Raw genomic sequence first — 26,357 nt, 5'->3', positions numbered from 1 at the left:
TGAAGGGCTCAGTCTTGCCAAGGGATACATCGCGTCACAGGGGCAAGCAAGCAAGCGCCGTCAGGTCGTTTCGACGCAGTGCCGCCGGAACGCACGTTTCAGCATATCAAGCTCGGCGCGCAGCAAATCCACCTCGGCGCGCAAATCGGGGCCGGTGACCTCGTCCCCGATCAGGGTGATGCTGGCCAATGTCGAGCCAGACGCGCGGTCGACCACCAGCAATGTATGCAGCCCATCGGCGATTGCGGCTGCGGGCACAGGGATGCTGAGCACCCAGTGATCCGATGACGCGTCATGTTCCAACTGCACCCCCGCGACATCGGCATCGGCATGGGTGACCGCAAGATCGGGTTTGGTATCGCCCGCGCCGGTCACGATCCCTTGCCAGGTGCCATCGCGCATCTGGGTTTTGGTGAGGGTCAGGTTGCTCATGCGGGGCTCCTACAACTGGGCGCGGGGGCGGCGCGAAAAAGTCAGGTCACGCAGCATGATCTGGTTCATTTCGGGCCCTTCAAAAATCAGGTCGATCCAGGCTTTCTCGACGCGTTTTTCGTTCAGGTTGGAATAGGCGAGGTCGAATTCTGCCGTGACCTCGGATTTGTTCAGCGGCAGTTCCTGCACCATTTGTTCGGTGTTGGGCCCGTGGCGGATGTTCAGGCGGGCGAAAATCTCGATCGGTTTCTCCATCTCGATCACGGCGTCCACGCGCAGGACATGGGTGCGCTTCATCCCGTCGACGCAATCATCCTGCAGGTCCAGCACCAGCGACAGGAAAGACCCGTCGAAACGGTAGACCTCAAGCCGAAGCCCATAGGGCGCCAGATGGTTTTCTTCGAGGTTGCGGATTTGCCGGATGCCGAGTTCGGACAGGGTGCAGTCGTGGAAAATCGTGACCTCATCGCCCATGGTCGCCTTGGATTGCACCGACGACAGCCCCGATTTGGTCAAGGGCGCGCGCCACAGCTGCGGGCGCCAGGACCAATCGGTGTTATGGGGCCGAGAGAACTTGTTAGAGCCGATACGGGGCAGGGCAAGCCGGTCTTCGGCGGTGTAGATCAGCTTGTCCAGATGCCGACGCAAGGCGCGTGCTTGACCTGCTTGTTTGCGCAGCACGGACAGTTCTGTCTGGGGGGCACGGTCGGCTTTGGCGGACCAGCGGCGGGTAAACCGCGCGATCAAGGCGCTGTCGATCAGCTTTTTCCCGAGTTTGCGCATGTGCCTGTTGCCCCGATTACGAATGGGTTGTTGGTCGTACCCTACCGCCTGTGGCTTGGGGGCACAAATGAAATGGGCCAAGGGGCCGGCGCGCTAGTTGCGTTGCGCGACGGTAGTTTTTGCAGGTGCACTGGCGTCGATGCTGCGGGTGATCAACTGTGTCAGAACCCTTCGGCCAGAGGGGCTGACGATCTCGCCGCGTTCGGGGCCGTAGACAGCGATACCGGCGGTTTGCGTGCCCATCCGTGCGACGCCGCGCCACTGGTTGGGGGAAAGCCCACCGACAGGAATACGCCCCTGCGCGCGGAAGGTGACGCTTTGGTCGCCTTTCTCCACATCGCGCACATTCTGGAGCGAGGTTTCAGCCGCGATCTGCTGGGCGCTTGGCAGGGAGCCGGGTTTGGACTGGGTCAGGCTGACCGTGATCAACCCGCGCGGTGCTGCCCCCGCAGAGGCAGGGGCCCCTAATCCGTCACAGCGTGCAATCACGGCAAAGCGCGCCTCGAGGCTGGTTTGGTCGATGCAGAAACCATCGGGGGCGACCAGTTCGACCCCTCCGGCCATTTTCGCGCGTGACAACGGCGGCTTGGCGGCACCCGAGGACGCGCCAAGCCCCTGACCGCCCTCGCAGGCGGTCAGAAGCATCACGCCAAAGGCGGCAAGCGGACCTTTACAGGTCCATGTAGTCATGTGTTTCCGCCTTCGCGCCGGGATGCGTCACCGCACCAAGATAGGTTGGGCCCACAAGCTGCGCGTATTTCCACAGTGCACCGCTTTGATAGTTGGTTTTGCGGGCACCGGGCCAAGCCGCTTTGCGTTCTGCCATTTCCTCGTCCGAGATATCGACAGAGATCGAACCGGTGATCGCGTTCAGTGTGATCATGTCGCCCTGTTTGAGCAAGGCAATCGGTCCGCCATGCGCGGCTTCGGGGCCGACGTGACCAACGCAGAAACCCCGTGTCGCGCCGGAGAAACGGCCGTCGGTGATCAGTGCCACCTTTTTGCCCATGCCTTGACCGGACAGGGCCGCCGTGGTCGCCAGCATTTCGCGCATGCCGGGGCCACCAGCGGGGCCTTCGTTGCGGATCACGAACACGTCGCCTTCGCTGTAGGCCCGGTTTTGCACGGCTTCGAACGCGTCTTGCTCACATTCAAAGATCAGCGCCGGACCGGTAAAGACGATGTCTTCTTCGGACATGCCAGCGATTTTCACGATGGCCCCTTCGGGCGCGAGGTTGCCCTTCAGACCAACGACGCCGCCGGTCTTGCTGATCGGTGTTTCGATCGCGTGGATCACCTTGCCGTCGGCCTCGCGTTCGATCTTGTCAAGCTCTTCACCGATGGACAGGCCCGAGGCGGTCAGACAGTCATCATGCAGCAGGCCAGCCTTGCGCAATTCTTTCATCACAACAGGCACGCCGCCCGCGTCATACAGGTCTTTTGCCACATGCGACCCGCCGGGTTTCATGTCGACGAAATAGGGGGTGTCGCGGAAGATGTCGCATACATCGCTGAGGTTAAAGTCGATACCCGCCTCGGCGGCCATAGCGGGCAGGTGCAGACCGGCATTGGTCGATCCGCCGGTGCAGGCCACGATGCGCGCCGCGTTCTCGAACGCTTCACGGGTGCAGATGTCACGCGCGCGGATGTTCTTTTCGATCAGGTTCATGACGGCTTCACCCGAGGCCGCCGCATAGGCGTCGCGGGATTCATAGGGCGCAGGCATGCCAGAGGAGTTCAGCAGCGCCAGACCGATCGCCTCGGACACGCAGGCCATGGTGTTGGCGGTGAACTGGCCCCCGCAGGCACCGGCTGTCGGGCAAGCGACGCGTTCCAGAACTTCAAGCGCGGCTTGCGACATGCTGCCGTTCTGGTAATTACCCACGGCTTCGAAAACGTCTTGCACAGTCAGGTCGCGGCTGGCGAAATCAGCAGGCACATCGGCCCCTTCCGGGACTTTGCCCGGCAGGATCGACCCACCGTAGAGGAACACGGACGGCACGTTCAGCCGGAGCATCGCCATCATCATGCCCGGCAGCGATTTGTCACAGCCCGCAAGACCGACAATCGCATCGTAGCAGTGACCGCGCATCGTCAGCTCTACCGTGTCGGCAATCGCTTCGCGCGACGCCAGAGAGGAGCGCATGCCCTCGTGGCCCATGGCGATCCCGTCGGTGACGGTGATGGTGGTGAATTCGCGCGGCGTGCCTTGCTGCGCCTTGACGCCGACCTTGACCGCCTGGGCCTGACGGTTCAGCGCGATGTTACAGGGGGCCGCTTCGTTCCAGCAGGTTGCCACACCCACCAGAGGCTGGTGAATCTCTTCTTCGGTCATGCCCATTGCGTAGTAATAGGACCGGTGCGGTGCGCGCTCTGGCCCCTCGGTCACGTGCCGGCTTGGCAGTCTGGATTTATCAAAGCGGGTGTTGATGGACATGTGGCAGGCCTCCCTGAGTGGACGTTTACACCGGAATAGCCACCCAGCCCTGTCGCTGCAAGGCTCAAGCCACCAGTTGAACAGCGCGGGCTGTGGGCTTAGGTGTTAAATAACCCTTGGCTCTGTGCCGCCCCTAGCGAAAGCGACCCTGCATGGAGCATTCGATCTTTTCCTTTATTTGGAAATACTCCCGTCGTGACCAACTGGTTTTGCTTGTCCTCACGCTGATTACCTTCCCGATCCTCTACATCACCCTCGAACTGCCCAAGCGCATCATCAACGATGCCATTGGGGCAGAGACCGATGTGATCGACGTTTTCGGGATGTCGTTCAGTCAGGTGCAGTTCCTGATGGTGCTGTGTTTTGCCTATCTTTTCTCGGTGCTGATCCACGGCCTGATGAAGATGCGTTTGAACACGATGAAGGGGGTGCTGGCAGAGCGGCTACTGCGTCGCTTCCGCTATCAGTTGATCGCGCGGATGATGCGTTTTCCGCGCAGCTATTTCGAAAACACCAGTCAGGGCGAGCTGGTGTCGATGGTCACCTCGGAGGCAGAGCCGATGGGCGGGTTGATGGGCGATGCGGTCGCCCAGCCTGTGTTCCAGGCGGGGCAGATGCTGATCATCCTGCTGTTCCTCTTCCTGCAATCCCCGTGGTTCGGGTTGGCGGGCGTCGCATTGATCCCGTTGCAGGCGTATCTCATCCCGATGCTGCAGCGGCAGATCAACCTGCTGAACAAACAGCGGATCAAGGAAGTGCGGCACCTGTCGTCTGAAATCGGCGAGACCGCCGCCGGTATCACCGATCTGCGCACCAACGGCGGCTGGCGCTACCGTCTGGCGCTGTTCACCGACCGGCTGGGCCAGCTGTTCGAGGTCCGCTTCCAGATCTACCAGAAGAAATTCTTCATGAAGTTTCTCAACAACTTCATCACCCAGCTGACACCGTTCTTTTTCTATGCCGTGGGGGGATATCTTGCGATCAAGGGGCAGATCACGGTGGGCGCGCTGGTCGCGGCCTTGGCCGCCTACAAGGATTTGTCGAGCCCGTGGAAGGAACTGCTGACCTATTACAATCAGACGCAGGACATGTCGCTGCGGTGGGATGTGGTCATTGAACGTTTCGCCCCGCGGGGCGAGATCGACGCGCGCCTGTTCGAAGGTGAGCCCGAAGAAGTCCCGCATCTGCGCGGCCCAATTGTGCTGGAACATGTGTCTTTGCGCACGCCGGACGGGAACACGATCCTGGATGATCTGAACCTCGAAATACCCAAAGGCGCGCGCGTCGCGCTTGAGATGCCCAACCAATCCGAACGCAACGCTCTGGCAGAGCTTTTGGTGCGCGAGGCCGTGCCGAGCCGCGGGCGGATCACGATGGCGGGGCATAATCTGGCAGAGCTGCATCAGGCCGTGCTTGCGGCGCGGATCGGCTATTCCGATGCGCACCCCTATCTGTTTCAGGGCACCGTCGGGGACAATCTGCTGATGCCCCTGCGGTCGAGCCCGAAAACCGTCCTCTGGGACCCCATGAAAACCGACCGCGCCGCGATCGAGACAAAGCGGTCGGGCAATAGTCTGGACAGCACCAAGGCGGATTGGCTGGACCCCGGGCTCGCCGATCTGAGCACCCGCGAGGACATCAACGACTGGTGGTATGAGCTGGCCAGCGCCGTTGGCACACAGGACATGATGTTCCGTCGCATGGCCGCCGACCGGATGGACCCGGACAAACACCCCGAGCTTGCGGCCCGCGTGGTTGCCCTGCGTGACGAGGTGCACGAGCGGCTGAAAGAGCAAGGGCTGGACAAGGTGGTGCACCGCTTTGACCCAGATCGGTTCAACCCGGCGCTGCCGCTTGGGGGGAACCTGATGTTCGCCGCGCCCATCCGCAGCATCTCGCAGGCGGGTCTGGCGCTTGAACGCAGCTTTCTGGCGATGATCATCGAACAGGGTCTGGCCGAGCAGGGCATCGCGATTTCACAGACGCTGGTAGAAACGTTGCACCAGACCTTTGGACGTGATGGCACCGACCACCCGCTGTTCACCGCGCTCGGCATCGAGGAAGAACTGTACGAACAACTGGTCGATATCGCGCTACGGCGTCGCGCCAAAGGGGATGAAGCGCTGAGCGAGGATGAATTCTCGTTGCTGCTTACCGTGCCCTTTGCCTTCACGGCCGAACAGATCGGCCCGGCTTTCCCTGCGACCTTCAAGGACGAGATCCTGAAAATCCGTAAGCAGCAGGGTGCCGAGATGCGCGAACGGGCGCGGGATATGTTCGTGCCGATCACACCTGACCAGTATCTGCCGCGTCTGACGATACTTGAAAATGTGTTGTATGGCCGGATTTCCGCCGTGGCGGGGCTTCAGGCGGATCTGGTTCTGGATGTGGTGTCGGACGTGTTCAAGAAACACGGGCTGCAACAGGATGTCGCGCTCAACGTCTTTGATCTGCCGGTCAGCATCGGCGGGTCAAATATCGCGATGATGTTCCAGGAACGCGCCGGATTCAGCCGCGCGGCGATGAAACGACCCGATATCCTGATCCTGAACCAGTCGCTTGCGGGGCATGACGCAGAAAGCCTGCAACGGTTGCGCGACAAGGTCAGCGAACTGCTGCCCGAAACGACCCAGATCTACATGGATAGCTCCTTTGCCAATCCTGACGATTTCGACATGTACATCAAGATCCGTGGCGGGCGCATTGACGGTCTGGCGCAGGTTGATACTCCCAGTCAGGACGACAGCATCTCGGACGATTTGCGACGCAAACTGCGGATCATCGCGCGCAACGACTTGTTCGGCAACCTCGACCCGCGCAACCAGCGTCTGCTGGCCTTTGCGGCGCAGTGGTACACCGTCGCACAGGGAGAGATGGTCTTTGCTCAAGACCAACGGCCAGATGCGGTCTACCTCTGTCTGTCGGGGAAGGGAGAGCTGAGCTGGCGCGACCCCGAAGGGTTGGCGCATCACGTCTCGACCGTCGAAAAGGGGCGGTTGATCGGTGACCTTGCGGTCATCGTGAACGAGCCGCGGCAGATGGATTTTGTCGCCCTCGAAGACAGCCGTTTCCTTCGGATCGGCGCGGATCAATTCAAGTCGGTGGTTGAAAACGACCGTGTGATCCTGCTGAGCCTTCTACGCACGGTATCAAGCCATCTGACCAACGCCGCCGACTTGCTTCGTGCGGCACGGGTGGATATCCCGCGCGAAGACGAAGCCTTGCCCCCGCCCGTAGGAGATGACCCCGCGTGACCCGATACGCTGCCCACAAAGCCTTTGTCGCCCCTGCGATCCCCTCGGCGGCGCTGTGGCGGCTGATCCTCGGGTTTCTTGCGGCAACCGCGATCTACCTGCTGCTCAACAACCTGATGTTCACCACGCTGTTCAACCTGATGGGGCCCCGTGCGGACGGGTTTTATGACAGCTTGCTGTCAGGCAAGACGCCGATGGCGATGTTCCTGCTGCTTGGCAGCTTCGGGCTGATGATCGTCGGCGTGGCCGTGGTGACACGGGTGATCCACAAACGTCCCGTGCGTGGCCTGATCGGCCCGTCGGGGCTGGTGGTGCCGCAGTTCTGGGCCGTGCTCAAGATGCTGGTGCTGCTTGGTGCGGTGACCTATTTGCTGCCACCGTGGAACCTTGGCGCGCCCTATGTGCCCAACCTCGCGCTTGGCACATGGCTGATGTTGCTGCCGTTTTCGCTGCTCGGGGTGCTGGTACAGGTCAGCGCCGAAGAGATCGTCTTTCGCGGTTATGTCCAGCAGCAGCTGGCGGCACGGTTCAACTCTCCGCTGGTGTGGATGGTGTTGCCGGCCGTGATTTTCGCGCTTGGGCACTATCTTCCCGATCAAGCCGGCGAAAATGCGCTGGTCATAGCACTTTGGGCCGGTGTCTTCGGGATGTTGATGGCCGATCTGACCGCGCGTGCAGGGTCGCTGGGGCCAGCCATTGCAGTGCATTTCTGCAATAATGTCGCGGCGATCGTCATCACCTCTCTGCCCGATGACCTATCGGGTTTGGCGCTGTATCTGACCCCCTTCGGGATGGATGATGTCGACGCGTTGCGCGCGTGGTTGCCCGTCGATTTCGCGCTGATGCTGGTCAGCTGGCTTGCCGCGCGGCTGGCGATCCGCCGTTGATTGCAATTTACTGCGCGTCAGCTTATTTGGAAGGCGAAACTGGAAGCAAAGGTTCACCATGAACTGGATCAACAACTACGTCCGTCCTCGGATCAACTCCATCTTCTCGCGTCGCGAGACGCCGGACAATCTGTGGACGAAATGCGAAGAATGCGGCACCATGCTGTTCCACCGCGAGGTGTCGGACAACCTGAACGTCTGCACCAGCTGTGGTCACCACATGGCGATTACCCCGCGTGAACGCTTCAAGGCGCTGTTCGACGGCGGCATCTTTACCGAGGTCAAAGTCCCCGCGCCGACGCCGGATCCTTTGCACTTTCGCGATCAAAAGAAATACCCCGACCGCCTGAAGGCCGCCCAGAAACAAACGGGCGAAGCCGAAGCGATGCTGGTCGCCACCGGTGAAATCGGCCGCACGCCGATCGTCGCGGCAGGTCAGGACTTCTCGTTTATGGCCGGGTCCATGGGCATGTATGTCGGCAACGCCATCATCGCCGCGGCTGAAAAAGCGGTTAAGCTGAAATGCCCGCTGGTGCTCTTCTCCGCCGCCGGGGGCGCGCGTATGCAAGAAGGCATCCTGAGCCTGATGCAAATGCCGCGCACCACCATCGCCGTGCAGATGCTGAAAGAAGCGGGGCTGCCCTATATCGTCGTTCTGACCCACCCCACGACCGGTGGTGTCACGGCGAGCTATGCGATGTTGGGGGATGTCCAGATTGCGGAACCCAATGCGCTGATCTGCTTTGCCGGCCCACGTGTGATTGAACAGACCATTCGCGAGAAACTGCCCGAAGGCTTCCAGCGCGCCGAATATCTGCTGGACCACGGCATGCTGGACCGCGTGACACCGCGCACCCAGATGCGGGATGAGTTGATCGACATCACGCGGATGCTGATGAAGCTGCCGCCCGCGGTGCGCGGCGATCTGCCTGCGCCGACTGAAGGCGGCGATATTGCCCATGCGCTGACGCCAGAACCCGATGCGGCCCCCAAAGCCGAAGCGGCGGAACCCAAGGCGAAATGACGCAGAACAAATCGGATGCAGTGCTGGCGCGTATGATGGCGCTGCATCCCAAGATTATCGACCTGACGCTGGATCGCATGTGGCGGCTGCTGGACGCTTTGGGCAACCCCCAGAACGACCTGCCCCCTGTGGTCCATATTGCCGGTACCAATGGTAAAGGATCGACACAGGCGATGATCCGTGCGGGGCTTGAGGCGGATGGCCACCGTGTCCACGCCTATACCTCGCCCCATCTGGCGCGCTTTCACGAACGCATCCGCCTTGCCGGAGAGCTGATTTCCGAAGCCGCGCTGACCGAGATGCTGGATGAATGTTACGCCGCCAACAACGGCGAGAGCATCACTTATTTCGAGATCACAACCTGCGCCGCGCTCCTGGCCTTTGCCCGTACTCCGGCGGATTATACCCTGCTTGAGGTCGGCCTTGGCGGGCGTCTGGACGCGACCAATGTGATCGACCAGCCCGCATTGACCGTCATCACGCCGGTGTCGATTGATCACCAACAGTTTCTGGGCACGACCCTGCCGGAGATTGCGGGTGAAAAAGCCGGCATCATCAAACGTCGCGTGCCCTGCATCGTCGGCCCGCAACAAGATGCAGCGCTCGAGGTGATAGAGACGCAGGCGGCACGCCACCACGCCCCCGTTTTTGCCTATGGTCAGCAGTGGCATGTGGCCCCCGAAGCCGGACGCGTGGTCTATCAGGATGACTCGGGGCTGCTGGACCTGCCCAAGCCTAACCTATTGGGCGCGCACCAGATTTCCAACGCCGGTGCGGCTTTGGCGGCATTGCGTCAATTGGGGGCCTCCGCACAAGCCTGCGAGGCGGCTGTGACCCGCGCCGAATGGCCCGCCCGAATGCAACGTCTGCGTCGCGGGCCGCTGATCGACAGTGCGCCGCAGGCCGAATTATGGCTGGACGGCGGGCATAACCCTGCTGCGGGCGAGGCCATCGCAGCGGTGCTAGAAGACATGCCCGCCCGCCCCACATTCCTGATCTGTGGCATGTTGAATACCAAGGATATCGGCGGCTATCTGCGCCCGCTGGCTCGCCATGCAGAACAATTGTTCGCCGTCTCGATCCCGGGCGAAGCAGCGACGTTGCCGGCCACCGAAACCGCGCGCGCAGCGATCGACGTCGGCCTGACCGCGCAAGAGACATCTAGCGTCGCCGAAGCGCTTGCAACCATTGTCGCGAAGGTGCCCCACGCGCGGGTATTGATCTGCGGTTCGCTCTATCTGGCAGGCGCAATTTTGCGGGAAAACGGATAGCCTTTTAACAATTAGAATTGGCTATATTTACGATTTGTAGGGAATTTGCGTCCTAAGGTCTGAGGGTAACATTTTTGCCTTTGGGGGGACCAATGCAATGACCAATACGTATCAGAATTTCCTTGCGCTGCGCAGGATGGTGTTCGGCCATCTCCGTCTGCTCACGATCTTTGTCGGTGTGACCTTTATCGTCGATCACTGGCGATCTTCCGGGGGCCACGACACCGCGCAGGGCTATGCCAATGGACAGGTGGCGTATCTGGCCTCCGGTGGGCCAGCCTTTGTGCCGCTGTCGCCTGCGGCGCTGCTGAACAAGATGCACAAAGACGCTTCCTTTGACGTGGGCGATGCAATCAGCGCGATCGTCCAATCGTTTGATGATAGCAAACGCGGCCAAGTGCTTGAATCCTACCTGATCTGGGCGATTAGCACGGAACGGTCGGACAGCTATATTGATACTTTGCTGAACAGCGCGGCGGCCAAAGGCGATTTCAAAGTACCACCGGCGCTTACGACAGCCTCTGGTGCGCTGGATACGGCAGGTTTGCTGACGGCGGTTGTTGTCGCTGAACGCAAGGCTTTGGCCGCCCGCCAGACTGACGGCGATCAAGCGCATGCTCGCGACGGGCAGCAGATCCGCCAATCCGTCGCCTTTTACCACAATCAGGCCGCGCCACTCTATCTGGCCGCAGTCGATCTGCAGCGGGATGGGTCCGCCCCGGGGCGGCGGCGCAATTAAGCGCCCCAGCCTTCCCCCTGCATTTCGCGCAAACGCGATGCCGTACGCTCGAACTCGAAGGTGCCTTCCCCCTCCAGATATAGCATTTCGGGTTCGGCCGCGGCTGAGCAGATCAGCCTCACCTTAGCCTCGTATAACGCGTCGATCAGGGTCACAAAGCGTTTGGCTTCATTGAAGTTTGACCGGCCAAGACTGGGGATATCGTCCAGCATCAACACGCGCACGGCCTCTGCCAATGTCAAATAATCTGCCGCCCCTAGGGGTCGACCACAAAGCGCGTGGAACTTGGCGCGGGCGACACCGTTGCGAAACTCCGGCACGACGACATCGCGCCCCTTCACCCGCAGGATCAGCTCCTCCCCCGGGCCGCCAGCCAGATCATCCCAGACGGCATTCATCGCGGCACGGCTCTCTGGGTTGACGGGGGTGAAATAGGATTTCGTACCCGCCAATCGGTCCTGTCGGTAGTCGCGCGGGCTGGCAAGCTCCATCACCTTCATCTTCTCTTTGATCAATTCGATGAAGGGCAGGAATATCTGGCGGTTCAAACCGTCTTTATACAGGTCATCCGGTATCCGGTTCGACGTTGTGACCACAACCACACCAGCTGCAAAAAGCGCTTCAAACAGCCGGCCAACGATCATGGCGTCAGTGATGTCGGTGATCTGCATCTCGTCGAAGGCTAGCAGCTTCACGCTATTCGCGACCTCGGCTGCGACTGGCGCAATCGCATCGTCGACTCCTGTTTTCCGCGCCTCATGCATCGCGCTGTGAATTTCCTGCATGAACGCGTGGAAATGCACCCGCCGCGTTGGCACATCGCCCATATTTGCCGCGAACATATCCATCAGCATCGACTTGCCGCGACCCACACCACCCCAAAGATACAGCCCCTGCGGTGGCTCGGGCGCGCGCTTGAAAAAGCCCTTTTTCTGCGGGGCCATCAAGGCGCTGCGAATGCGGTCAAGCTCTGGCAGTACGGCCTCTTGCGCGGGGTCCGGCGACAGGCTGCCGTCGGCAACGCGGTTATCGTAAATGGTGCGTAAATCGGTCATGCCTTTGGCTTACAATGTGCCACAGGCTTTGGGAAGAACCCCCGCGGGCCGATATGCGCGCAGTTTTGAAATTGACGGCCCCGGTTTCAAAGCTACGGTGGCGGCACGTGCTTCGGGGGTCATCATGGAAAAAAATACGTCAATCTTCACACCGGTGCTGATCGTCGGGTGTCTGATCATCATGGTGAGCTTTGCCGTGCGTGCCTCTTTTGGCGTCTTTCAGATTCCCATCGCGGAAGAGTTCGGCTGGCTCCGCTCCGAATTCTCGCTGGCGATCGCGATCCAGAACCTCGCCTGGGGCATCGGCCAACCGATCTTTGGCGCGATGGCCGAGAAGATCGGAGACCGCCGCGCCATTATCATCGGGTCCGTGGTCTATGCCGTGGGGCTGGTGCTGTCGGCCAATTCGGTGTCACCGATTGAACACCAAACCTATGCGTGGTTGGTGGGTTTCGGGATCGCGGGAACGGGCTTTGGCGTGATTTTGGCCGTGGTGGGCCGCGCCTCAACGGCCGAGAACCGGTCCATGTCGCTGGCCATTGCCACGGCGGCGGGCAGCGCGGGTCAGGTCTTTGGTGCGCCAGTGGCGGAATGGTTGCTGGGGTTCCTCAGCTGGCAGGCGACCTTCCTTGTCTTTGCGGGCGCGATCATGGCGATGTTGTTGACGCTGCCGTTGATGCGCGCCCCCGCGATGGCCAGCAAGGCCGAACTGGAGGAAAGCCTGTCGCAAATCCTGGGCAAGGCGCTGCGCGACCCGACATTTACCTTCATCTTTATCGGCTTCTTTTCCTGCGGCTATCAGCTGGCCTTTATCACCGCGCATTTTCCTGCCTTCGTGACCGAACTTTGCGGTCCGATCCTGGCGGGCGGCGTGCTGCATAACATCGGGATCACAACAACCTCTGCCCTGGGTGCGGTGGCGATTTCCCTGATCGGTCTGGCCAATATCGCCGGAACATTGCTGGCGGGGTGGGCGGGCAAACGCTATTCCAAAAAGTACCTGCTGGCTGCGATCTATACCGGACGTACCGTGATTGCGGCGTTGTTTATCCTGCTGCCGATCACGCCGGTGTCGGTCATCCTGTTCTCCATCGGGATGGGGGCATTGTGGTTGGCGACGGTGCCGCTGACCAGCGGGCTGGTCGCGCATATTTATGGGCTGCGCTATATGGGCACGCTTTATGGGATCGTGTTTTTCAGCCATCAGTTGGGCAGCTTTATGGGGGTCTGGCTGGGCGGGCGGATGTATGACGCCTACGGCGATTACACCGCCGTGTGGTGGATCGGTGTGGCCGTGGGCGCGTTTAGCGCGCTGATCCATTTGCCCATCCGCGAGAAGCGGTTGCCCGGGCTGGTGACGAGTTAATCTGTCGCCTTATCCGCCGTGTCGATATGTGCCTTGATCGCTGCAATGATCTGGGGCGCATGGGTATAGGGCAGGCCGTGGCCCGCGCCTTTGATCACCTCGTGTTCGGCGGCGCGGTTCCATTCGGCAAGGCTGCCGATGGCTGACGCGGGGATCACCTGATCGTCCTGCCCCCAAAGCGCCAGCACAGGGATATCATGCGTCCGGATCGCGCGGTGTTCATCCCGCAGCACATCCGCCAGAATACCGCGACGGCTGGCCAGCACCGCAGGAACATAGTGCTTATAGTCCAGCTGTTCGGCCTGATGGTCGTGGATGTGGCGGACCTGTACGGGGATGTCACGTTCAGCCCTGATGCCGCGCCGGAAGGTCGGCGGGAACAGCGCCAACATCAGCCAATCGCCGACCAGCGGGGTTTTGGCCATAAAGTCGACCAGCTTGTTCGGCGCCAGCCCCATCCCTGCGGGCGCCAGCAGGATCAGCCGTTCGACACGTTCGGGGAAAGCGGCGGCAAAGCACGTCGCGATCGAGCCGCCCATGGAATACCCCAGCAGGGTGAAGCTGCCGGTGACATCCTGATCTTCCAGCAGGTCTTGCAGCTGTTTGATAAAGAACTGGCGATCTTGCGGGCCGGACGGACGGTCGGAATAGCCGCGCCCGTAAAGGTCATAGGTCAGCGTCCGGTACCCCATCGACACCAACCCGCGGGCGACTGCGCGCCAGACAATGCTGGGGGTGGTCAGCCCGTGGATGCAAACGACAACAGGGCCTTGGGCGGGGCCGGTCCACGCGTAATGGGTCACGCCGTCGGGCAGCTCTGCGAATTGGCCAAGGGCGCTGCCGCGGTCCGCGTCCTCCATTTCGGCACGGTTGCGTTCGATCACAAGCGGGATTGCGATGATCAGAGCCGCAATGAGAAGAAACCAGATCATCTGTGAGCGCGCCACCGGTCAAGGATATAGCGGCTGGTCATCAGGTCCAGATGCGCGCCGCCGCCGTTTTTGAACAGGGTGATGTCATCCTCTGACTGGCGGGTGAACGCGCCGAGATCATAGTAATCCGCGACGATGTCACTTGCGCTCAGCACACCTTGGGCGATCGGGATCTTCAGCTCGCCGATATGATCAACCGTGGTGTCGAGGCTGTCGACAAAGACCCGGGCACGGGTCAGCGCCGTATCATCCACCTCGCGCATGTCGGGGCGGTAGGCACCGATCAGGTCAAGGTGCTGGCCGGGTTGCAGCCACGCGCCCTTGATTAGCGGTTCGGTCGACATGGTGGCGCTGGTGATGATGTCCGCGTCGCGCACCGCGGTCTCAAGATCATCGGCAACGCGCAGCCCGTCGATATCACGTGCCATCGCCTGAGCATTGGGGGCGGATCGGTTCCACACCGTGAATTCGGCATCGGGAAACACCGCCCGGTAGGCAGCGTGCAGCCCGCGCCCTTGGGTGCCCGCGCCGACGATCAGGATTTTGCGGCTGTCGGGGCGGGCAAGCTTGCGCGCGGCGAGCAGGCTGTCACCGGCGGTTTTCCATTTGGTCACGAGGTGGAAATCTACCAAAGCCTCGAGCGCGCCGTGATCATCTGCGTAAAGCGACACGCCGCCGTTCACCATCGGTGCCCCTTTGGCGGGGTTGTCGGGAAAGATGGTGGCGGATTTCACCGCCAAACCCAACCCGTCGATCCACGCGGCGCGGTTCAGCAAGGTGTCCTTGCCCCGATACAAAAACGTATCCGCGATTTCGGCGCGCGGCAGGTTGTGCCCCTGGGCCAGTGCGTCGGTCAGGCCGATCCAGTCCAGCAGCGCGTCGCCGGCGTCGAAGGGGATGATGTCGAACTGGGTCATGCGGCCTCTGCTTCCGTCAACAGCCCCGCAGCGACGAGCCTGTCAGCCCAGCCGTCCGGCCCGGTGAAATGATGGGTCTGCCAGCCGCGGGCGTTGGCGGCGTTGATATTGTCGATACGGTCGTCGGTGAACAGAAGCGCGTCGCCGGACAGGCCCGATCCTTCCTCGAGCGCTGCATAGATCGCGGGATCGGGTTTGATCATACCCATATGACCCGAGATGAAATCGCGATCAAAGGCGCGCAGGAAAGGATAGTGTTCAGCCGCATGATCATAGGATTGGATGCCGAAATTGGTCAGCGAAAACACCGGCACGCCCTTGGCCTGCAGCGCCTCTTTCAGCCTGAGAGAGCGGGGGATCACGGGGGCGGCCATTTCGATCCAGCGATCATGCCACATGCGGATCTCATCGCGCCAGGCGGGGTTGGCTTCGGCCGCGGCATAGATCGTGTCGGTGAAATGCTGGCCGCTATCGACAAGATCGTTCATGCCGTGCAGGTCTACCTCGGCGAACATGGCGCGGCGGCGGTCCTCTCCGATCACGGAGTCATAGAACCGTTCGGGCTGCCATTCGATCAGCACATTTCCGATGTCAAAGACGACTGCCGCTGGTTTCATGTGCTCTTCCTTTTGCCGGGTCGGTGGGGGCACCTGCGCCGCCCTTGCCCTATCGTTGTGCCGCGCGAAGCTCGCGTTCTAGCGCGTCCAGAAAACGGGAGCGGTCGGCCTTTGTAAACCCTTTGCCGCCGCCCTGGCGAAACGGGTCCGCGGCACGCAGGTCGGCCATCAAATCACGCGTCGCCAGCACATTGCCGATATTGGCTGCGGTCAGCGCTTCGCCATTGTGTTTCAGCACCCGCGCGCCGGCTTCGACACAGCGGGAGGCAAGAGGAATGTCGCCGGTCACCACGACGTCACCGGGGCCGCAGCGTTCGGCGATCCAGATGTCGGCGATGTCGGGGCCATCGGGGACAATCACGGTTTCGACCAGCGGGTTCTGCGAGGGACGCAGCCCGCCGTTGGACACCACAAACATCCGCACCTTGTGGCGGGTGGCAACGCGTTCCGCCTCTGCCTTCACGGGGCAGGCGTCCGCGTCGATATAAAGCACCGTCATCGCCGGGCCCTATCGCGCATAAAGCGCATCGGCGTGGAAGGCGATGTGGTCTTCCATGAAGGTCGAGATGAAGAAATAGCTGTGATCATAGCCCGGCTGCATCCGCAATGTGGCGTTCTGGCGGGCTTTCGCCATCGCCTCGGCCAATGCTTCGGGTTTCAGCAGATCAAGGAATTGGTCATCGGTGCCCTGATCAATGAGGATCGGCCCGTCAAAGCCGCGCTCCGCCATCAAAAGCGTCGCGTCATGTTTGGCCCAGGTCGTCTCGTCACTGCCCAGATAGGCTGCCAGTTGTTTGCGGCCCCAGTCACTGCTGGTTGGATGCGCAATCGGCGCGAAAGCCGAGACCGAGGTAAAGCGCCCCGGCAGGTTCATCGCCAGCGTCAGCGCCCCGTGCCCGCCCATGGAGTGGCCGCAGATCGCCTGCCGGTCCATATCCAGCGCGAAGTTTTCACCCAGCAGCGCAGGCAGTTCGTCGGCGATATAGTCCCACATCTGGAAATGCGGTGCCCATGGGTCTTGGGTGGCGTTCACATAGAAGCCCGCGCCCTTGCCCAGATCATAGGCGTCGTCGTCGGCCACATCCTCACCGCGGGGGGAGGTGTCGGGAAAGACCACCGCGATCCCGTGTTCCGCGGCCCATGCCTGCGCCCCCGCTTTGGTCATCGCGTTTTCATGGGTGCAGGTCAGCCCCGACAGGAACCACATCAAGGGCACCGGGCCCTGCTGCGCCTCTTCGGGCAGGAACAGCGCAAAGGTCATGTCGCAGTTGCAGGCGGTGGAACGGTGGGAATAGACGCCTTGGGTGCCTTTGAAGCTGGCGTTTTCGGAAATCGTTTTCATCGGGCGTCTCCTGTGTGTGGTTGGTCTATGGCTATCGGCCCTCGGTCTGCGCGGCAAGGGCAGGACGCTGCGCTGGCTGAGTATTTGCCAAAGGGTGAAGGCTAAAGCGCGGTGACCCACGCGATGACGAGGCTGACGCTGAGGATGCTGAGCAGTGTCGAGACAAGGATTGCGGCAGACACCCGTTGCGGCCCGACGTTATAATGTTGGGCCAGCATATAGACATTGCCCGCGACCGGCAGCGCGGCGGTGGCGATGATCACGCCCGCCTTATACGGATCGACGTTGAACAGCCATAGCGCGGCAAAACCCACAAAGGCCGGGTGCAGCACCAGTTTGCAAAACGATAGCCAGCCCGCGACATGCAGCTTTTCCGCCGATTTCGTCGCCAGCGATGCCCCGATGGCAAAAAGCGCGCCGGGGGTCGCGGCCCCGCCGAGGATGGCCAGAAATTCGTTCATCGGATCAGGGATCGGGATCTGAAGGCCGGACCAGATAAAGCCAAGGGTCATGGCGACGATCATCGGGTTTTTCACCAGCCCCACGGAAATCGTGCGCAGGGCGCGCAGGCTCAGCTGACCATCGCGCGCGCCGGTGATCAGGATCACGATGAGGCTGGAAAACACGATCAGATCCACCGCCAGGGCCAGCACGACGGGGCCGATTGCCTCTGCCCCGAGCAGCAGGGTCAGCATGGGCACGCCGAGGAAGCCGGTATTGCCGATCACGGCACATTGGGCCTCCATCGCGGTGGCGGGGACATCGAGGCGGCGCAGAAAGCCTGTCAGCGTTGCGATGCCATAGACAAAGCCGGTGCCCCATAGATAGGCCGCGACGAGGCGGCTGTCCCAGACCTCGGCCAAGGACAGGTTGGCGGAAAAGCGGAACAGCATGGCAGAGAGGGCGAAGTAGAAGACGAATTTGGTCAGATAGGCCGTGGCCTCTGCCGTGAAGAACCGCGTGCGCCCGGCCCAATAGCCCAAGCCGATCAGCGCGAAAAAGGGAAGTGTCTTGAGAAAGATCGCCAGCATGTGAAATTGGTAGCGGCTGGCTGTGCTTCGTGCAACGGGGCAACAGTGCTGTGACGCAAATACACAGGCTTTGGGGTGGGGGGCTGCATTTGGGACTTGGAACTGAACGGTTCAGTTTATACTCTGCCTTTCAAACTGCCGGAGCCTTCATGACCAGTGACCAGACCAAGGTTCGTAAGGGCCGTAAATTCGATCAGGTTCTTGCGGGGGCGCGTGATGTCTTTATGGCGGACGGGTTTGAGGGCGCCAGCGTTGATGCGATTGCCCGTGCCGCTGGCGTGTCCAAGGCGACGCTTTACAGCTATTTCCCCGACAAACGTCTGTTGTTCATGGAGGTCGCCGATACCGAATGTGCCCGCCAGTCACGGCAGGCTTTCGATAGTATCGACACCGATGCGCCGCCGCGTGTGGTGCTCGGGCTGGCCGGTCGGCATTTGCTGGGGTTCATCACATCGACCTTTGGTCAGCAGATGTTTCGCCTATGCGTGGCCGAATGTGATCGGTTCCCCGAGCTTGGCCAGCGCTTTTATAACTCCGGCCCAGCTGTGGTCCGGCGCGAGATGGCGGGGTATTTCGAGACCGCTGTCGCCCGTGGGCAGCTGCGTATGGAGGACCCGCTACTGGCAGCCGACCAATTCGGAGAGCTTTGCAAGGGGGATGTCTGGCTGCGACTGACCTTTGGTATCATCGACAGGATTTCTCAGGCAGAGATCGACCGCGTGGTAGACAGCGCGGTCGATGTATTTCTGGCGCGCTACGCGGCTTAGCCCTTGGGCCGGTTGTCGATAATCCGCACCGCTTTGCCTTCGGAACGGGTGATGGTGTTCACATCGCCGACGTCGATCATCACGCTGATGCCCACGGTTTCCTTGATCTGCGCGGCCAGCTGCTGTGCCGCTGTTTGCCGGGCGGCATCGTCGACGGTGGCGTCGACACATTCGCACAGCACCCGCATCTGATCCATGCGGTCGGGCTTGCTGAGCTCGATCTGGAAATGCGGAGCGAGACCGGGGGTGGCCATCAACGCCTCTTCGATCTGGGTGGGGAAGACGTTGACGCCGCGCAGGATGATCATGTCGTCGCTGCGGCCGGTGACTTTCTCCATCCGGCGCATGCTGCGGGCGGTGCCCGCGAGCAGGCGGGTCAGATCGCGGGTGCGGTAGCGGATGATGGGAAACGCCTCTTTGGTGAGCGAGGTAAAGACCAGCTCCCCCTGTTCGCCATCGGCCACGGGCTGCCCGGTTTCGGGGTTGATGACCTCGGGGTAGAAATGATCCTCCCAGATGTGCAAACCGTCTTTGGTTTCGACACATTCGCAGGACACGCCGGGGCCCATAATCTCGGACAGGCCGTAGATATCGACAGCGTGCATATCAAACGCCTGTTCAATCTCGAGCCGCATGGCATTGGTCCAGGGTTCGGCCCCGAAGATACCTACTTGCAACGAAGACTGGCGCGGATCGATGCCTTGACGCGCGTATTCATCCAAGATCGACAGCGCATAAGAGGGTGTGACCGTGATGCCGTCGGGTTTGAAATCCTCGATCAGGCGAACCTGTCGCGGGGTCATCCCGCCCGAGATCGGTACGGTGCTTAGTCCAAGGCTATCCGCCCCCAGATGCACCCCCAACCCTCCGGTAAACAGCCCGTAGCCATAGGCGTTATGCAGCATGTCGCCGGGTTTCAGCCCTGCCGCGCGCAAGGACCGCCCCATGACGCTGCCCCAATTGGCGAGGTCATTCTTGGTGTAGCCCACGACAGTCGGCTGGCCGGTGGTGCCCGAGGACGCATGGATGCGCGCCAGCTGGTCGCGGGGCACGGCGAACATCCCGAAGGGGTAATTGTCGCGCAGGTCGGTTTTTACGGTGAAGGGGAATTTCGCCAGATCGCTCAGGTCGTTCAGGTCGTCGGGGTGGACGCCCGCGGCATCAAAGCTTTGACGGTAGAAGGGGACATTCGCATAGGCGTGGTGCAGGGATTTCTTCAGCCGCTCCAATTGCAGGGCGCTGATTTCATCGCGGCTGGCAAGCTCGATCGGGTCAAGCGATGATCGGGCAGGCGTGAGGTCTTTCATGGGGTCATTTCCTCCTCGAAATGGTGGCCTTTGATGGTGCGTGACAGGCCACGGAACAAGGCGATGGTCCGCCCGTCCTCCCCCGTGACTGTCACGTCATAGACGCCGGAGCGTCCGGTTCTGGATTGTTCCCGTGCCGCCGCGTGCAGCCGTTCGCCAGCCTTCCCCGGTGCGAGGTAGGAAATCTGGTTCTGCTGGGCGACGGCAAGCTGGTTGTAGCTGTTGCAGGCGAAGGCAAAGGCGCTGTCGGCGAGGGTGAAGATATACCCGCCGTGGGCGATGCCGTGGCCGTTCAACATGGCCGCGGTGACCACCATCGACAGCTCCGCCGCGCCGGGGGCGATATGGTCGATGCGCATCCCCAAAGACTGGCTGGCCGTATCGGTGGACCACATGGCAGCGGCGGATTTTTCGGCGCGGAGTTGCGGGGTCATGGCGGGCCTTTATGTTTCACAATTTGGATGCTTGCACAGATAATGTAACGCTTTCAAGAGAATTGATCGGCGGCTCTCTTGATTTGAGCGGCGAAGGGCGCAACTGTCAAAACATGACAGTGCATATTCATCCCTCACACCCGCAGAATGAACGCGCGCCCGAACAGGTTTCCTTTCACCGGACGGAGCTTGGCCCGATCCTGTCGCTTTATGGGCGCATGGTCGCGGCGGGGGAATGGCGCGACTATGGAATCTCTTCGCTGCGCGAGGTCGCGGTGTTTTCAATCTTCAGGCGCACTGCAGAGATGCCGCTTTACCGGATCGAGAAACGTCCCAAGCTGCGGTTGAAGCAAGGGATGTACGCGGTGATCGGGGCCAATGGGCAGGTGCTGCGCCGCGGTCAGGATCTGGCTGCCGTGCTGCGCGTGCTGGAACGCAAGATGATCCGCGCCGTCGACCCCTAGACCGCCGCGCTGGTCGAGGGGGCGGATGGATTTAAGGCCATTTGGAAGGGCTGAGCCGTTTGTGCCCGGTCAGCGGGCCGTCGGTTTTGGCGATACGGGTCAGCGCGTCCTGGATGGGTTCGCGGGTGACGGCCATATGATGCGCATTGGCGTGGATCATGGTGGCGGGGTCGAGGACCAGCGCCACATGGCCTTTCCAGAACAGGAGGTCATTGCGTTGGATGTCGCGCGGGACGGGGCCTGCACCTGCTACGGTATCGGCAAAGCTGGTCTGCTGCTGGTCGCTGTCACCGGGGCAGGGAATGCCGCAGGCGAGGAAGGCGGCCTGAACGAGGCCCGAGCAATCGATCCCCCAGCGGCTGTTCCCGCCCCAGAGGTAGGGCGTGCCGAGAAACAGCTCTGCCACGGCGGCGGGGTCCGGGAAAGCGTGCGGCAGCGGGGCGAGGTGTTGGGTCGGGATATGGCCAAGCGAGGTCTGGGCAAATCGGCCTTCCGTTCCCGTCACCATAACGCGGCTGCCAAAGCTGAGGCTGCTGACATCCGGTGATTTCAGATCGGCACGCGTATAGGCGTGGGTGGCGGGTGCGGTGACGACGTGAGTCGGGGGGACCGCAGGGCCGATGGCGGTTTCGGATATGTAACCGCAGTAGTTGTCCTTGGTCAGTTGCACATAGGCGGTGCCATCGGTGCGATCCAGCACGGTCAGCGCCTCACCCAAGAGCGCTTGCCGGTCGCGGGGGCCGTCGGGGCTGCGGTTCAGATCAACGACCGGTAGGGTGATCTGCGCCGCTGTCTTTTCGGTGATCCGCTTGGGGTCGGGATGCAGCCGTCGGTCGGTCATTGTGACAGGATCGCCCCGAGGCTGGCATGCAGCGCGCGTGTGGCCTGACCCACGCCGCCTTTGGCGCGGGCAGGGGCGGCGCTTGGTTGCCAGCCGTAGATGTCGAAATGCGCATAGGGGCTGTCGGTGACGAAGCGACGCAGAAACAGCGCGGCGGTGATACAGCCTGCGAACCCGCCAGAGGGAGCGTTATCCAGATCGGCGATACCGGGTTCGATCAGCGGCTCGTAGGGCGTGTGGAAGGGCATACGCCAGACGGGGTCGGCGTGGGTGGCGGCAGCGGATTCCAACGCGGCGACGAAATCGGGATCGTCGCTGAAATAGGGGGCAAGATCGGGACCCACGGCGACCCGTGCGGCACCGGTCAGCGTCGCCATAGAGATAATCTGGTCGGGCTTGTCCTCGTCCGCCAGAGCCAGCGCATCGGCCAGCACCAACCGGCCTTCGGCGTCGGTATTGTTGATCTCGACCGTGAGGCCCTTGCGCGAGGTCAGGATGTCTTGGGGGCGGAAAGCATTGCCGGAGACTGCGTTTTCAACCGCGGGGATCAGCACGCGCAGTTGCAGGTCCATCCCCGTGGCCATGATCATATGCGCCAGACCCAGCACCGCCGCCGCGCCACCCATGTCCTTTTTCATCAGACCCATCGACGCGCCGGGTTTCAGGTTCAGCCCACCGGTGTCAAAACACACGCCTTTGCCCACCAGCGTCAGCTTTTTCCCGGTTTTGCCCCAGGTCAGGTCGATCAGCCGGGGCGCGCGGTCGGCGGCGCGGCCGACAGTATGGATAAGCGGCAGGTTCTGTGCCAACAGATCGTCGCCCGTGATGACAGAGATCTGCGCCCCGTGTTGATCTGCCAGTTTACGCGCTGCGGCTTCCAGATCGGGCGGGCCCATATCCGAGGCGGGCGTGTTGATCAGGTCGCGGGTCAGCATCTCCCCTTCGGCGAGGGCGCGGATGTGATCGGCGTCGATCCCAGCGGGCGCAACAAGGCGGGCGGCCATCGGAGATTGCGAGGCATAGCGGTCAAACCGATAGGACGCGAGCAGCCACCCCAGAGCCTCTACCGCGCGCTCTGCCGCGGGCAGGTCGGCGTGCAGTTCATAGTCGCCCTTGGGCAGCTTTGCCGCGGCACCTGCCAGATGGAAGCGCCCCCGTTTGCGGGCGCTGGCCGTGCCGTAGCCCGCCAGAGCCACGCGCAGCGCGCCATCTTCGCCCGGCAGCGTCAACGCCTGCCCCAACGCGCCGGTAAACCCCTGTGCCGCGACCCAAGTGCGTGTGGCATCGGATTGCCCGTCGAGCCAGTCAGGCAGGGCATCGGAGGCAATCAGATGCAGCGGGATCGCAGCGGCGGAGGGATCGGCGAAGAGAGCGGACATAGGGCTGGGCCTTTCGTGCGTGATAGTCGCGCGCAGCCTAGACGTATCCTGTGGCGCTGCAAGCCCGTCAAAGGGTCACATCCTGCGCGTCCCAGATCGCGGTCAGCGACCGTTCGCCGATGCGGATCAGCCGCGTGAGCGTCGCCCCGATCGCGACGTGACTGTTCTGGTCAATCGCGCAGATCACATCCCCCGCAACGTTTGCCAGCTTTTGCAGCCCCACCTGTTCGGCAATCGCAATCAGCGACCGGCAGTTTTTACGCAGTTCAAGCCAGTTGGATGCCTGATACAGACGGTCGCAGTGGGACATGCGCAGGGCCAATTCCTCCATCGCGCGACAGACGACATCCTCGGCCCCTGATTCACCCAGTTGGTCATACAGGATACCCAGACGTTCCTGATCTACGCGGACTTGTTCGACTGGCCGCATTTGCAATACATACATTAGAGTCACCTCATCATTACGCCCCCACAGCGCATCTGCACTATGTCGGCCAATTGATGTCCAATTCGTTTACGGCCGTGTGCGTTTTCGCTCGAATACGATGCGAATTCAGAGTATTTTGGCTAAAATTTAGTAAAGGCGAGACAGAGATGGATAACGCGAAACCGCTCCCGAATTATCTGGTTCAACGGTATCACGGATGGAAAGCAACCAGTTACGCTGAAAACGAGGCATGGTACCGCCGTTTGGCCAGCGACGGGCAGCATCCTCGTGCGATGATCATTTCGTGCTGCGATAGCCGCGTGCATGTAACATCGATCTTTGGGGCGGATCAGGGTGAATTCTTTATTCACCGTAATATCGCCAACTTGGTGCCACCTTACCAGCCTGACGGGCAGCAGCACGGGACGTCGGCCGCGGTTGAATATGCGGTTCAGTCGTTGAAGGTCGCGCATGTTATCGTGCTCGGTCACTCCAGCTGTGGCGGTGTGCAGGGCTGTCTGGACATGTGCAAAGGCAACGCGCCGGCGCTGGATGCCAAAGACAGCTTCGTCGGTCGGTGGATGGATATCCTGCGCCCGAAATACGATGCGGTGTCGGACATCGAAGACCCGAAAGAGCAGGCACGCCAGCTTGAGAAACACGCTGTTATGACCTCTCTTGAGAACCTGATGACGTTCCCCTTTGTGGCGCAGCAGGTCAAAGCGGGCGAGCTGACGTTGCACGGCCTGTGGCACAACATCGGCGAGGGCGGGCTTGAGTGCTATAGCGCCGATAAAGAGATGTTCCGGCCCGTATAATGGGCTGGTCTGACAGGGACGGTTCCGGCGGCACCTGCGCGTGATCGTTCCTGCGCTTTTGCTGACCGTGTCGATCCTTGGTACGGTCATCGCGACCTCCCAGCCGGTTTGGGGGGATCTGGTTTTGCTGGCGGGGCCTTGTGCCATCGCCAGCGCCATCTTGCTCCTGCGCGAGGCGCGGGTCTGGTTGGCGGGGCAATCCCGGCGCAGTGCCCGTGGTGCGGTGGTGATTGACGGGTCAAACGTCATGTACTGGTGGGGCGGCACGCCGCTGATCACGCCCGTGCAGGACGTGGTGCGGACCCTGAAAGACCTTGGCTTCAAGACAGGCGTGGTCTTTGATGCCAACGCAGGGCATCTGCTGACGAACGCTTACAAAGATGATGCGGCGCTGGCGGCGATGCTGAAGCTGCCGGTGGATCAGGTGATGGTCGTGCCAAGCGGATCGCCGGCCGATCCCTTCATCCTCACCGCCGCGCGCGAGATGGGGGCGGTTGTCGTGAGCAATGACCGCTACCGTGACTGGGCCGATGACTTTCCCGAGGTGCTGCGACGCGGACATCTGATCAAGGGTGGATACCGGCAACAAGAGCTGTGGTTCGACTTTGCCACGCTGTCAGACGAACAGAGCGCCGCCTGATGGCCAGAGCGCCCGCGGCAGCGTTGATCTGAACATGCCGGACATGAAAAAGGCCAGCGCATCGCACTGGCCTTTCCCGACATAAAGATCAGGGGGCGCTTAGCCTTTTTTCAACACTTCGCGGCCCAGCAGTTCCGCGATCTGCACGGCGTTCAATGCGGCACCCTTGCGCAGGTTGTCGCTGACACACCACAGGTTCAGACCGTTGTCGATCGTGCTGTCCTGACGGATGCGGCTGATGAAGGTTGCGAAATCGCCCGCACATTCAACGGGGGTGACATAGCCACCGTCTTCGCGCTTATCGATCACCATGATGCCGGGGGCTTCGCGCAGGATGTCGCGGGCTTCGTTCTCGTCCAGATGCTCTTCGAACTCGATGTTGATCGATTCGGCGTGGCCCACGAAGACCGGAACGCGGACACAGGTCGCTGTGACCTTGATTTTGGGATCGACGATTTTCTTCGTCTCTACCATCATCTTCCACTCTTCTTTCGTGTCACCGCTGTCCATGAAGACGTCGATATGCGGGATCACGTTAAAGGCGATCTGTTTGGTGAACTTCTTCGCGGGCTTGTCGTCGGTGGGGTTGTAGATCGATTTGGTCTGGTCCCACAGTTCGTCCATGCCGTCTTTGCCCGAACCGGACACCGACTGGTAGGTCGACACGACAACACGTTTGATCGTGGCGCGGTCGTGCAGCGGCTTGAGCGCGACAACCATCTGCGCGGTCGAGCAATTCGGGTTCGCGATGATGTTTTTCTTGGAGTAATCGTGGATCGCGTCGGCGTTCACCTCTGGCACGATCAGCGGGATATCGGGATCGTAGCGGTACAGCGACGAGTTATCGATGACCACGCAACCGGCCTTGGCGGCCTTGGGCGCGTATTTTTTGGTCGCTTCCGAACCGACGGCGAACAGCGCCATATCCCAGCCCGTGAAGTCGAACGTATCCAAGTCTTTCGTCTTGAGCGTCTTGTCGCCAAAGCTGACTTCGGATCCCATAGACTTGCGCGAGGCAAGTGCCACGATTTCGTCTACAGGGAAGTGGCGCTCGGCCAGAATGTTCAGCATTTCACGGCCCACATTGCCTGTGGCACCCGCGATGACGACGCGATAACCCATCTTAAAACTCCAATACTAAAATGTGATGGTGCGGGCCTCTTATACCGCTTGGGCCCGCGGGGGAAGGGGGC

27 protein-coding genes are annotated in these 26,357 nt (G+C 61.4%); 10 read left to right on the top strand and 17 right to left on the bottom strand.

Annotation, left to right across the window (positions count from 1 at the left end; all coding sequences use genetic code 11):
• Positions 1 to 60: 60 nt before the first annotated feature.
• From ABM428_RS01005 to ilvD, 4 genes are all read right to left on the bottom strand, one after another.
• Positions 61 to 432: a hypothetical protein gene (locus ABM428_RS01005; RefSeq protein WP_005850469.1), complete on the bottom strand. Its 372-nt coding sequence runs from the start codon at positions 430 to 432 to the stop codon at positions 61 to 63.
• Between the two features lie 9 nt (positions 433 to 441).
• Complete coding sequence (locus tag ABM428_RS01000; protein WP_005850467.1) at positions 442 to 1,215, bottom strand: DUF6478 family protein; 774 nt, start codon at positions 1,213 to 1,215, stop codon at positions 442 to 444.
• 93 nt (positions 1,216 to 1,308) lie between these two features.
• The gene (locus ABM428_RS00995; protein ID WP_132997827.1) at positions 1,309 to 1,905 is read right to left on the bottom strand and encodes a hypothetical protein; all 597 of its coding nucleotides are present in this window, start codon (positions 1,903 to 1,905) and stop codon (positions 1,309 to 1,311) included.
• On the bottom strand, positions 1,886 to 3,652 hold the full coding sequence (gene ilvD / locus ABM428_RS00990) for a dihydroxy-acid dehydratase (RefSeq protein WP_353628068.1): 1,767 nt from the start codon (positions 3,650 to 3,652) through the stop codon (positions 1,886 to 1,888). The genes ABM428_RS00995 and ilvD overlap by 20 nt, the downstream gene beginning before the upstream one ends.
• Positions 3,653 to 3,804: 152 nt before the next feature.
• Between ilvD and ABM428_RS00985 the strand changes: the two genes are divergently transcribed.
• From ABM428_RS00985 to ABM428_RS00965, 5 genes are all read left to right on the top strand, one after another.
• The gene (locus ABM428_RS00985) at positions 3,805 to 6,906 is read left to right on the top strand and encodes an ABC transporter transmembrane domain-containing protein (protein WP_353628067.1); all 3,102 of its coding nucleotides are present in this window, start codon (positions 3,805 to 3,807) and stop codon (positions 6,904 to 6,906) included.
• A complete protein-coding gene (locus tag ABM428_RS00980) occupies positions 6,903 to 7,793 on the top strand; it encodes a CPBP family intramembrane glutamic endopeptidase (protein WP_005850461.1) in 891 nt (296 codons plus the stop codon). Before ABM428_RS00985 ends, ABM428_RS00980 begins: the two co-directional genes overlap by 4 nt.
• Before the next feature lie 58 nt (positions 7,794 to 7,851).
• Positions 7,852 to 8,817 (top strand): acetyl-CoA carboxylase, carboxyltransferase subunit beta, encoded by a 966-nt coding sequence (accD, locus tag ABM428_RS00975; protein WP_005850460.1) that lies wholly within the window; start codon positions 7,852 to 7,854, stop codon positions 8,815 to 8,817.
• A complete protein-coding gene (locus ABM428_RS00970) occupies positions 8,814 to 10,088 on the top strand; it encodes a folylpolyglutamate synthase/dihydrofolate synthase family protein (RefSeq protein WP_353628066.1) in 1,275 nt (424 codons plus the stop codon). The genes accD and ABM428_RS00970 overlap by 4 nt, the downstream gene beginning before the upstream one ends.
• A gap of 97 nt (positions 10,089 to 10,185) precedes the next feature.
• Entirely contained in the window at positions 10,186 to 10,827 is a 642-nt protein-coding gene (locus ABM428_RS00965) for a hypothetical protein (protein WP_353628065.1), read from the top strand.
• Here the strand turns inward: ABM428_RS00965 and zapE are convergent.
• Positions 10,824 to 11,882: a cell division protein ZapE gene (zapE, locus tag ABM428_RS00960; protein ID WP_074636470.1), complete on the bottom strand. Its 1,059-nt coding sequence runs from the start codon at positions 11,880 to 11,882 to the stop codon at positions 10,824 to 10,826. The two genes, ABM428_RS00965 and zapE, sit on opposite strands and share 4 nt — an antisense overlap.
• Positions 11,883 to 12,006: 124 nt before the next feature.
• Here zapE and ABM428_RS00955 point away from each other — a divergent pair, with 124 nt between their 5' ends.
• The gene (locus ABM428_RS00955; protein ID WP_009825556.1) at positions 12,007 to 13,248 is read left to right on the top strand and encodes an MFS transporter; all 1,242 of its coding nucleotides are present in this window, start codon (positions 12,007 to 12,009) and stop codon (positions 13,246 to 13,248) included.
• On the opposite strand, the gene ABM428_RS00950 is transcribed toward ABM428_RS00955, so the two are convergent.
• From ABM428_RS00950 to ABM428_RS00925, 6 genes are all read right to left on the bottom strand, one after another.
• Positions 13,245 to 14,180 carry an alpha/beta fold hydrolase gene (locus ABM428_RS00950; RefSeq protein ID WP_132997831.1) on the bottom strand — a complete coding sequence of 312 codons (936 nt, stop codon included), beginning with the start codon at positions 14,178 to 14,180 and terminating at the stop codon, positions 13,245 to 13,247. The two genes, ABM428_RS00955 and ABM428_RS00950, sit on opposite strands and share 4 nt — an antisense overlap.
• Entirely contained in the window at positions 14,177 to 15,097 is a 921-nt protein-coding gene (locus tag ABM428_RS00945; RefSeq protein ID WP_132997832.1) for an ornithine cyclodeaminase family protein, read from the bottom strand. The genes ABM428_RS00950 and ABM428_RS00945 overlap by 4 nt, the downstream gene beginning before the upstream one ends.
• A complete protein-coding gene (locus ABM428_RS00940; protein WP_005850450.1) occupies positions 15,094 to 15,714 on the bottom strand; it encodes an HAD family phosphatase in 621 nt (206 codons plus the stop codon). Before ABM428_RS00940 ends, ABM428_RS00945 begins: the two co-directional genes overlap by 4 nt.
• Before the next feature lie 49 nt (positions 15,715 to 15,763).
• Positions 15,764 to 16,213 carry a YaiI/YqxD family protein gene (locus ABM428_RS00935; protein WP_132997833.1) on the bottom strand — a complete coding sequence of 150 codons (450 nt, stop codon included), beginning with the start codon at positions 16,211 to 16,213 and terminating at the stop codon, positions 15,764 to 15,766.
• 9 nt (positions 16,214 to 16,222) lie between these two features.
• Positions 16,223 to 17,056, bottom strand: a complete 834-nt coding sequence (gene fghA, locus ABM428_RS00930; protein WP_132997834.1) for an S-formylglutathione hydrolase — start codon at positions 17,054 to 17,056, stop codon at positions 16,223 to 16,225.
• A 101-nt stretch (positions 17,057 to 17,157) separates the two neighbouring features.
• Positions 17,158 to 18,087, bottom strand: a complete 930-nt coding sequence (locus tag ABM428_RS00925) for an AEC family transporter (protein ID WP_037942638.1) — start codon at positions 18,085 to 18,087, stop codon at positions 17,158 to 17,160.
• 149 nt (positions 18,088 to 18,236) lie between these two features.
• Between ABM428_RS00925 and ABM428_RS00920 the strand changes: the two genes are divergently transcribed.
• Entirely contained in the window at positions 18,237 to 18,854 is a 618-nt protein-coding gene (locus tag ABM428_RS00920) for a TetR/AcrR family transcriptional regulator (RefSeq protein ID WP_009825549.1), read from the top strand.
• Here ABM428_RS00920 and paaK read toward each other — a convergent pair.
• Positions 18,851 to 20,161: a phenylacetate--CoA ligase PaaK gene (gene paaK, locus ABM428_RS00915; RefSeq protein ID WP_037942643.1), complete on the bottom strand. Its 1,311-nt coding sequence runs from the start codon at positions 20,159 to 20,161 to the stop codon at positions 18,851 to 18,853. The two genes, ABM428_RS00920 and paaK, sit on opposite strands and share 4 nt — an antisense overlap.
• A complete protein-coding gene (paaI, locus tag ABM428_RS00910) occupies positions 20,158 to 20,595 on the bottom strand; it encodes a hydroxyphenylacetyl-CoA thioesterase PaaI (RefSeq protein WP_074636457.1) in 438 nt (145 codons plus the stop codon). Before paaI ends, paaK begins: the two co-directional genes overlap by 4 nt.
• A 113-nt stretch (positions 20,596 to 20,708) precedes the next feature.
• Between paaI and ABM428_RS00905 the strand changes: the two genes are divergently transcribed.
• Complete coding sequence (locus ABM428_RS00905) at positions 20,709 to 21,059, top strand: DUF2794 domain-containing protein (protein ID WP_037942884.1); 351 nt, start codon at positions 20,709 to 20,711, stop codon at positions 21,057 to 21,059.
• A 31-nt stretch (positions 21,060 to 21,090) separates the two neighbouring features.
• Here ABM428_RS00905 and ABM428_RS00900 read toward each other — a convergent pair whose 3' ends face one another.
• The 3 genes from ABM428_RS00900 to ABM428_RS00890 all read right to left on the bottom strand — a co-directional run bounded on the left by ABM428_RS00900 (position 21,091) and on the right by ABM428_RS00890 (position 23,724).
• Positions 21,091 to 21,900: a C40 family peptidase gene (locus tag ABM428_RS00900; RefSeq protein WP_132997835.1), complete on the bottom strand. Its 810-nt coding sequence runs from the start codon at positions 21,898 to 21,900 to the stop codon at positions 21,091 to 21,093.
• Positions 21,897 to 23,279, bottom strand: coding sequence for a M17 family metallopeptidase (locus ABM428_RS00895; RefSeq protein ID WP_132997836.1), 1,383 nt, complete (start codon positions 23,277 to 23,279; stop codon positions 21,897 to 21,899). The genes ABM428_RS00900 and ABM428_RS00895 overlap by 4 nt, the downstream gene beginning before the upstream one ends.
• A gap of 67 nt (positions 23,280 to 23,346) precedes the next feature.
• Positions 23,347 to 23,724: a hypothetical protein gene (locus ABM428_RS00890; RefSeq protein WP_240790858.1), complete on the bottom strand. Its 378-nt coding sequence runs from the start codon at positions 23,722 to 23,724 to the stop codon at positions 23,347 to 23,349.
• A 149-nt stretch (positions 23,725 to 23,873) separates the two neighbouring features.
• Between ABM428_RS00890 and ABM428_RS00885 the strand changes: the two genes are divergently transcribed.
• Positions 23,874 to 24,524 carry a carbonic anhydrase gene (locus tag ABM428_RS00885; RefSeq protein WP_037965419.1) on the top strand — a complete coding sequence of 217 codons (651 nt, stop codon included), beginning with the start codon at positions 23,874 to 23,876 and terminating at the stop codon, positions 24,522 to 24,524.
• 40 nt (positions 24,525 to 24,564) lie between these two features.
• Positions 24,565 to 25,164 carry a hypothetical protein gene (locus tag ABM428_RS00880; protein WP_132997837.1) on the top strand — a complete coding sequence of 200 codons (600 nt, stop codon included), beginning with the start codon at positions 24,565 to 24,567 and terminating at the stop codon, positions 25,162 to 25,164.
• Positions 25,165 to 25,263: 99 nt separating this feature from the next.
• Here the strand turns inward: ABM428_RS00880 and ABM428_RS00875 are convergent, their stop codons facing one another.
• The gene (locus tag ABM428_RS00875; protein ID WP_005850430.1) at positions 25,264 to 26,286 is read right to left on the bottom strand and encodes an aspartate-semialdehyde dehydrogenase; all 1,023 of its coding nucleotides are present in this window, start codon (positions 26,284 to 26,286) and stop codon (positions 25,264 to 25,266) included.
• Positions 26,287 to 26,357 lie beyond the last annotated feature (71 nt).

Source organism: Sulfitobacter sp. TCYB15, from assembly GCF_040435955.1.
GTDB classification, from domain to species: domain Bacteria; phylum Pseudomonadota; class Alphaproteobacteria; order Rhodobacterales; family Rhodobacteraceae; genus Sulfitobacter; species Sulfitobacter pontiacus.
The sequence above is the reverse complement of the archived record's forward strand: the minus strand, read 5'-3'. Positions and strand labels throughout refer to the sequence as shown.

Excerpts from the sequence above, each read along its gene's own strand:
- ABM428_RS00905 (WP_037942884.1), top strand. The coding sequence starts at position 20,709 with ATGACAGTGCATATTCATCCCTCACACCCGCAGAATGAACGCGCGCCC.
- accD (WP_005850460.1), top strand. The coding sequence starts at position 7,852 with ATGAACTGGATCAACAACTACGTCCGTCCTCGGATCAACTCCATCTTC.
- ABM428_RS00900 (WP_132997835.1), bottom strand. The coding sequence starts at position 21,900 with ATGACCGACCGACGGCTGCATCCCGACCCCAAGCGGATCACCGAAAAG.
- ABM428_RS00875 (WP_005850430.1), bottom strand. The coding sequence starts at position 26,286 with ATGGGTTATCGCGTCGTCATCGCGGGTGCCACAGGCAATGTGGGCCGT.
- ABM428_RS00890 (WP_240790858.1), bottom strand. The coding sequence starts at position 23,724 with ATGTATGTATTGCAAATGCGGCCAGTCGAACAAGTCCGCGTAGATCAG.
- paaK (WP_037942643.1), bottom strand. The coding sequence starts at position 20,161 with ATGAAAGACCTCACGCCTGCCCGATCATCGCTTGACCCGATCGAGCTT.
- ABM428_RS00935 (WP_132997833.1), bottom strand. The coding sequence starts at position 16,213 with ATGACGGTGCTTTATATCGACGCGGACGCCTGCCCCGTGAAGGCAGAG.
- ABM428_RS00950 (WP_132997831.1), bottom strand. The coding sequence starts at position 14,180 with ATGATCTGGTTTCTTCTCATTGCGGCTCTGATCATCGCAATCCCGCTT.
- ABM428_RS00920 (WP_009825549.1), top strand. The coding sequence starts at position 18,237 with ATGACCAGTGACCAGACCAAGGTTCGTAAGGGCCGTAAATTCGATCAG.
- ABM428_RS01000 (WP_005850467.1), bottom strand. The coding sequence starts at position 1,215 with ATGCGCAAACTCGGGAAAAAGCTGATCGACAGCGCCTTGATCGCGCGG.
- ABM428_RS00885 (WP_037965419.1), top strand. The coding sequence starts at position 23,874 with ATGGATAACGCGAAACCGCTCCCGAATTATCTGGTTCAACGGTATCAC.
- ABM428_RS01005 (WP_005850469.1), bottom strand. The coding sequence starts at position 432 with ATGAGCAACCTGACCCTCACCAAAACCCAGATGCGCGATGGCACCTGG.
- ABM428_RS00945 (WP_132997832.1), bottom strand. The coding sequence starts at position 15,097 with ATGACCCAGTTCGACATCATCCCCTTCGACGCCGGCGACGCGCTGCTG.
- fghA (WP_132997834.1), bottom strand. The coding sequence starts at position 17,056 with ATGAAAACGATTTCCGAAAACGCCAGCTTCAAAGGCACCCAAGGCGTC.
- ABM428_RS00985 (WP_353628067.1), top strand. The coding sequence starts at position 3,805 with ATGGAGCATTCGATCTTTTCCTTTATTTGGAAATACTCCCGTCGTGAC.
- paaI (WP_074636457.1), bottom strand. The coding sequence starts at position 20,595 with ATGACCCCGCAACTCCGCGCCGAAAAATCCGCCGCTGCCATGTGGTCC.
- ABM428_RS00995 (WP_132997827.1), bottom strand. The coding sequence starts at position 1,905 with ATGACTACATGGACCTGTAAAGGTCCGCTTGCCGCCTTTGGCGTGATG.
- zapE (WP_074636470.1), bottom strand. The coding sequence starts at position 11,882 with ATGACCGATTTACGCACCATTTACGATAACCGCGTTGCCGACGGCAGC.
- ABM428_RS00955 (WP_009825556.1), top strand. The coding sequence starts at position 12,007 with ATGGAAAAAAATACGTCAATCTTCACACCGGTGCTGATCGTCGGGTGT.
- ABM428_RS00965 (WP_353628065.1), top strand. The coding sequence starts at position 10,186 with ATGACCAATACGTATCAGAATTTCCTTGCGCTGCGCAGGATGGTGTTC.
- ilvD (WP_353628068.1), bottom strand. The coding sequence starts at position 3,652 with ATGTCCATCAACACCCGCTTTGATAAATCCAGACTGCCAAGCCGGCAC.
- ABM428_RS00925 (WP_037942638.1), bottom strand. The coding sequence starts at position 18,087 with ATGCTGGCGATCTTTCTCAAGACACTTCCCTTTTTCGCGCTGATCGGC.
- ABM428_RS00895 (WP_132997836.1), bottom strand. The coding sequence starts at position 23,279 with ATGTCCGCTCTCTTCGCCGATCCCTCCGCCGCTGCGATCCCGCTGCAT.
- ABM428_RS00970 (WP_353628066.1), top strand. The coding sequence starts at position 8,814 with ATGACGCAGAACAAATCGGATGCAGTGCTGGCGCGTATGATGGCGCTG.
- ABM428_RS00940 (WP_005850450.1), bottom strand. The coding sequence starts at position 15,714 with ATGAAACCAGCGGCAGTCGTCTTTGACATCGGAAATGTGCTGATCGAA.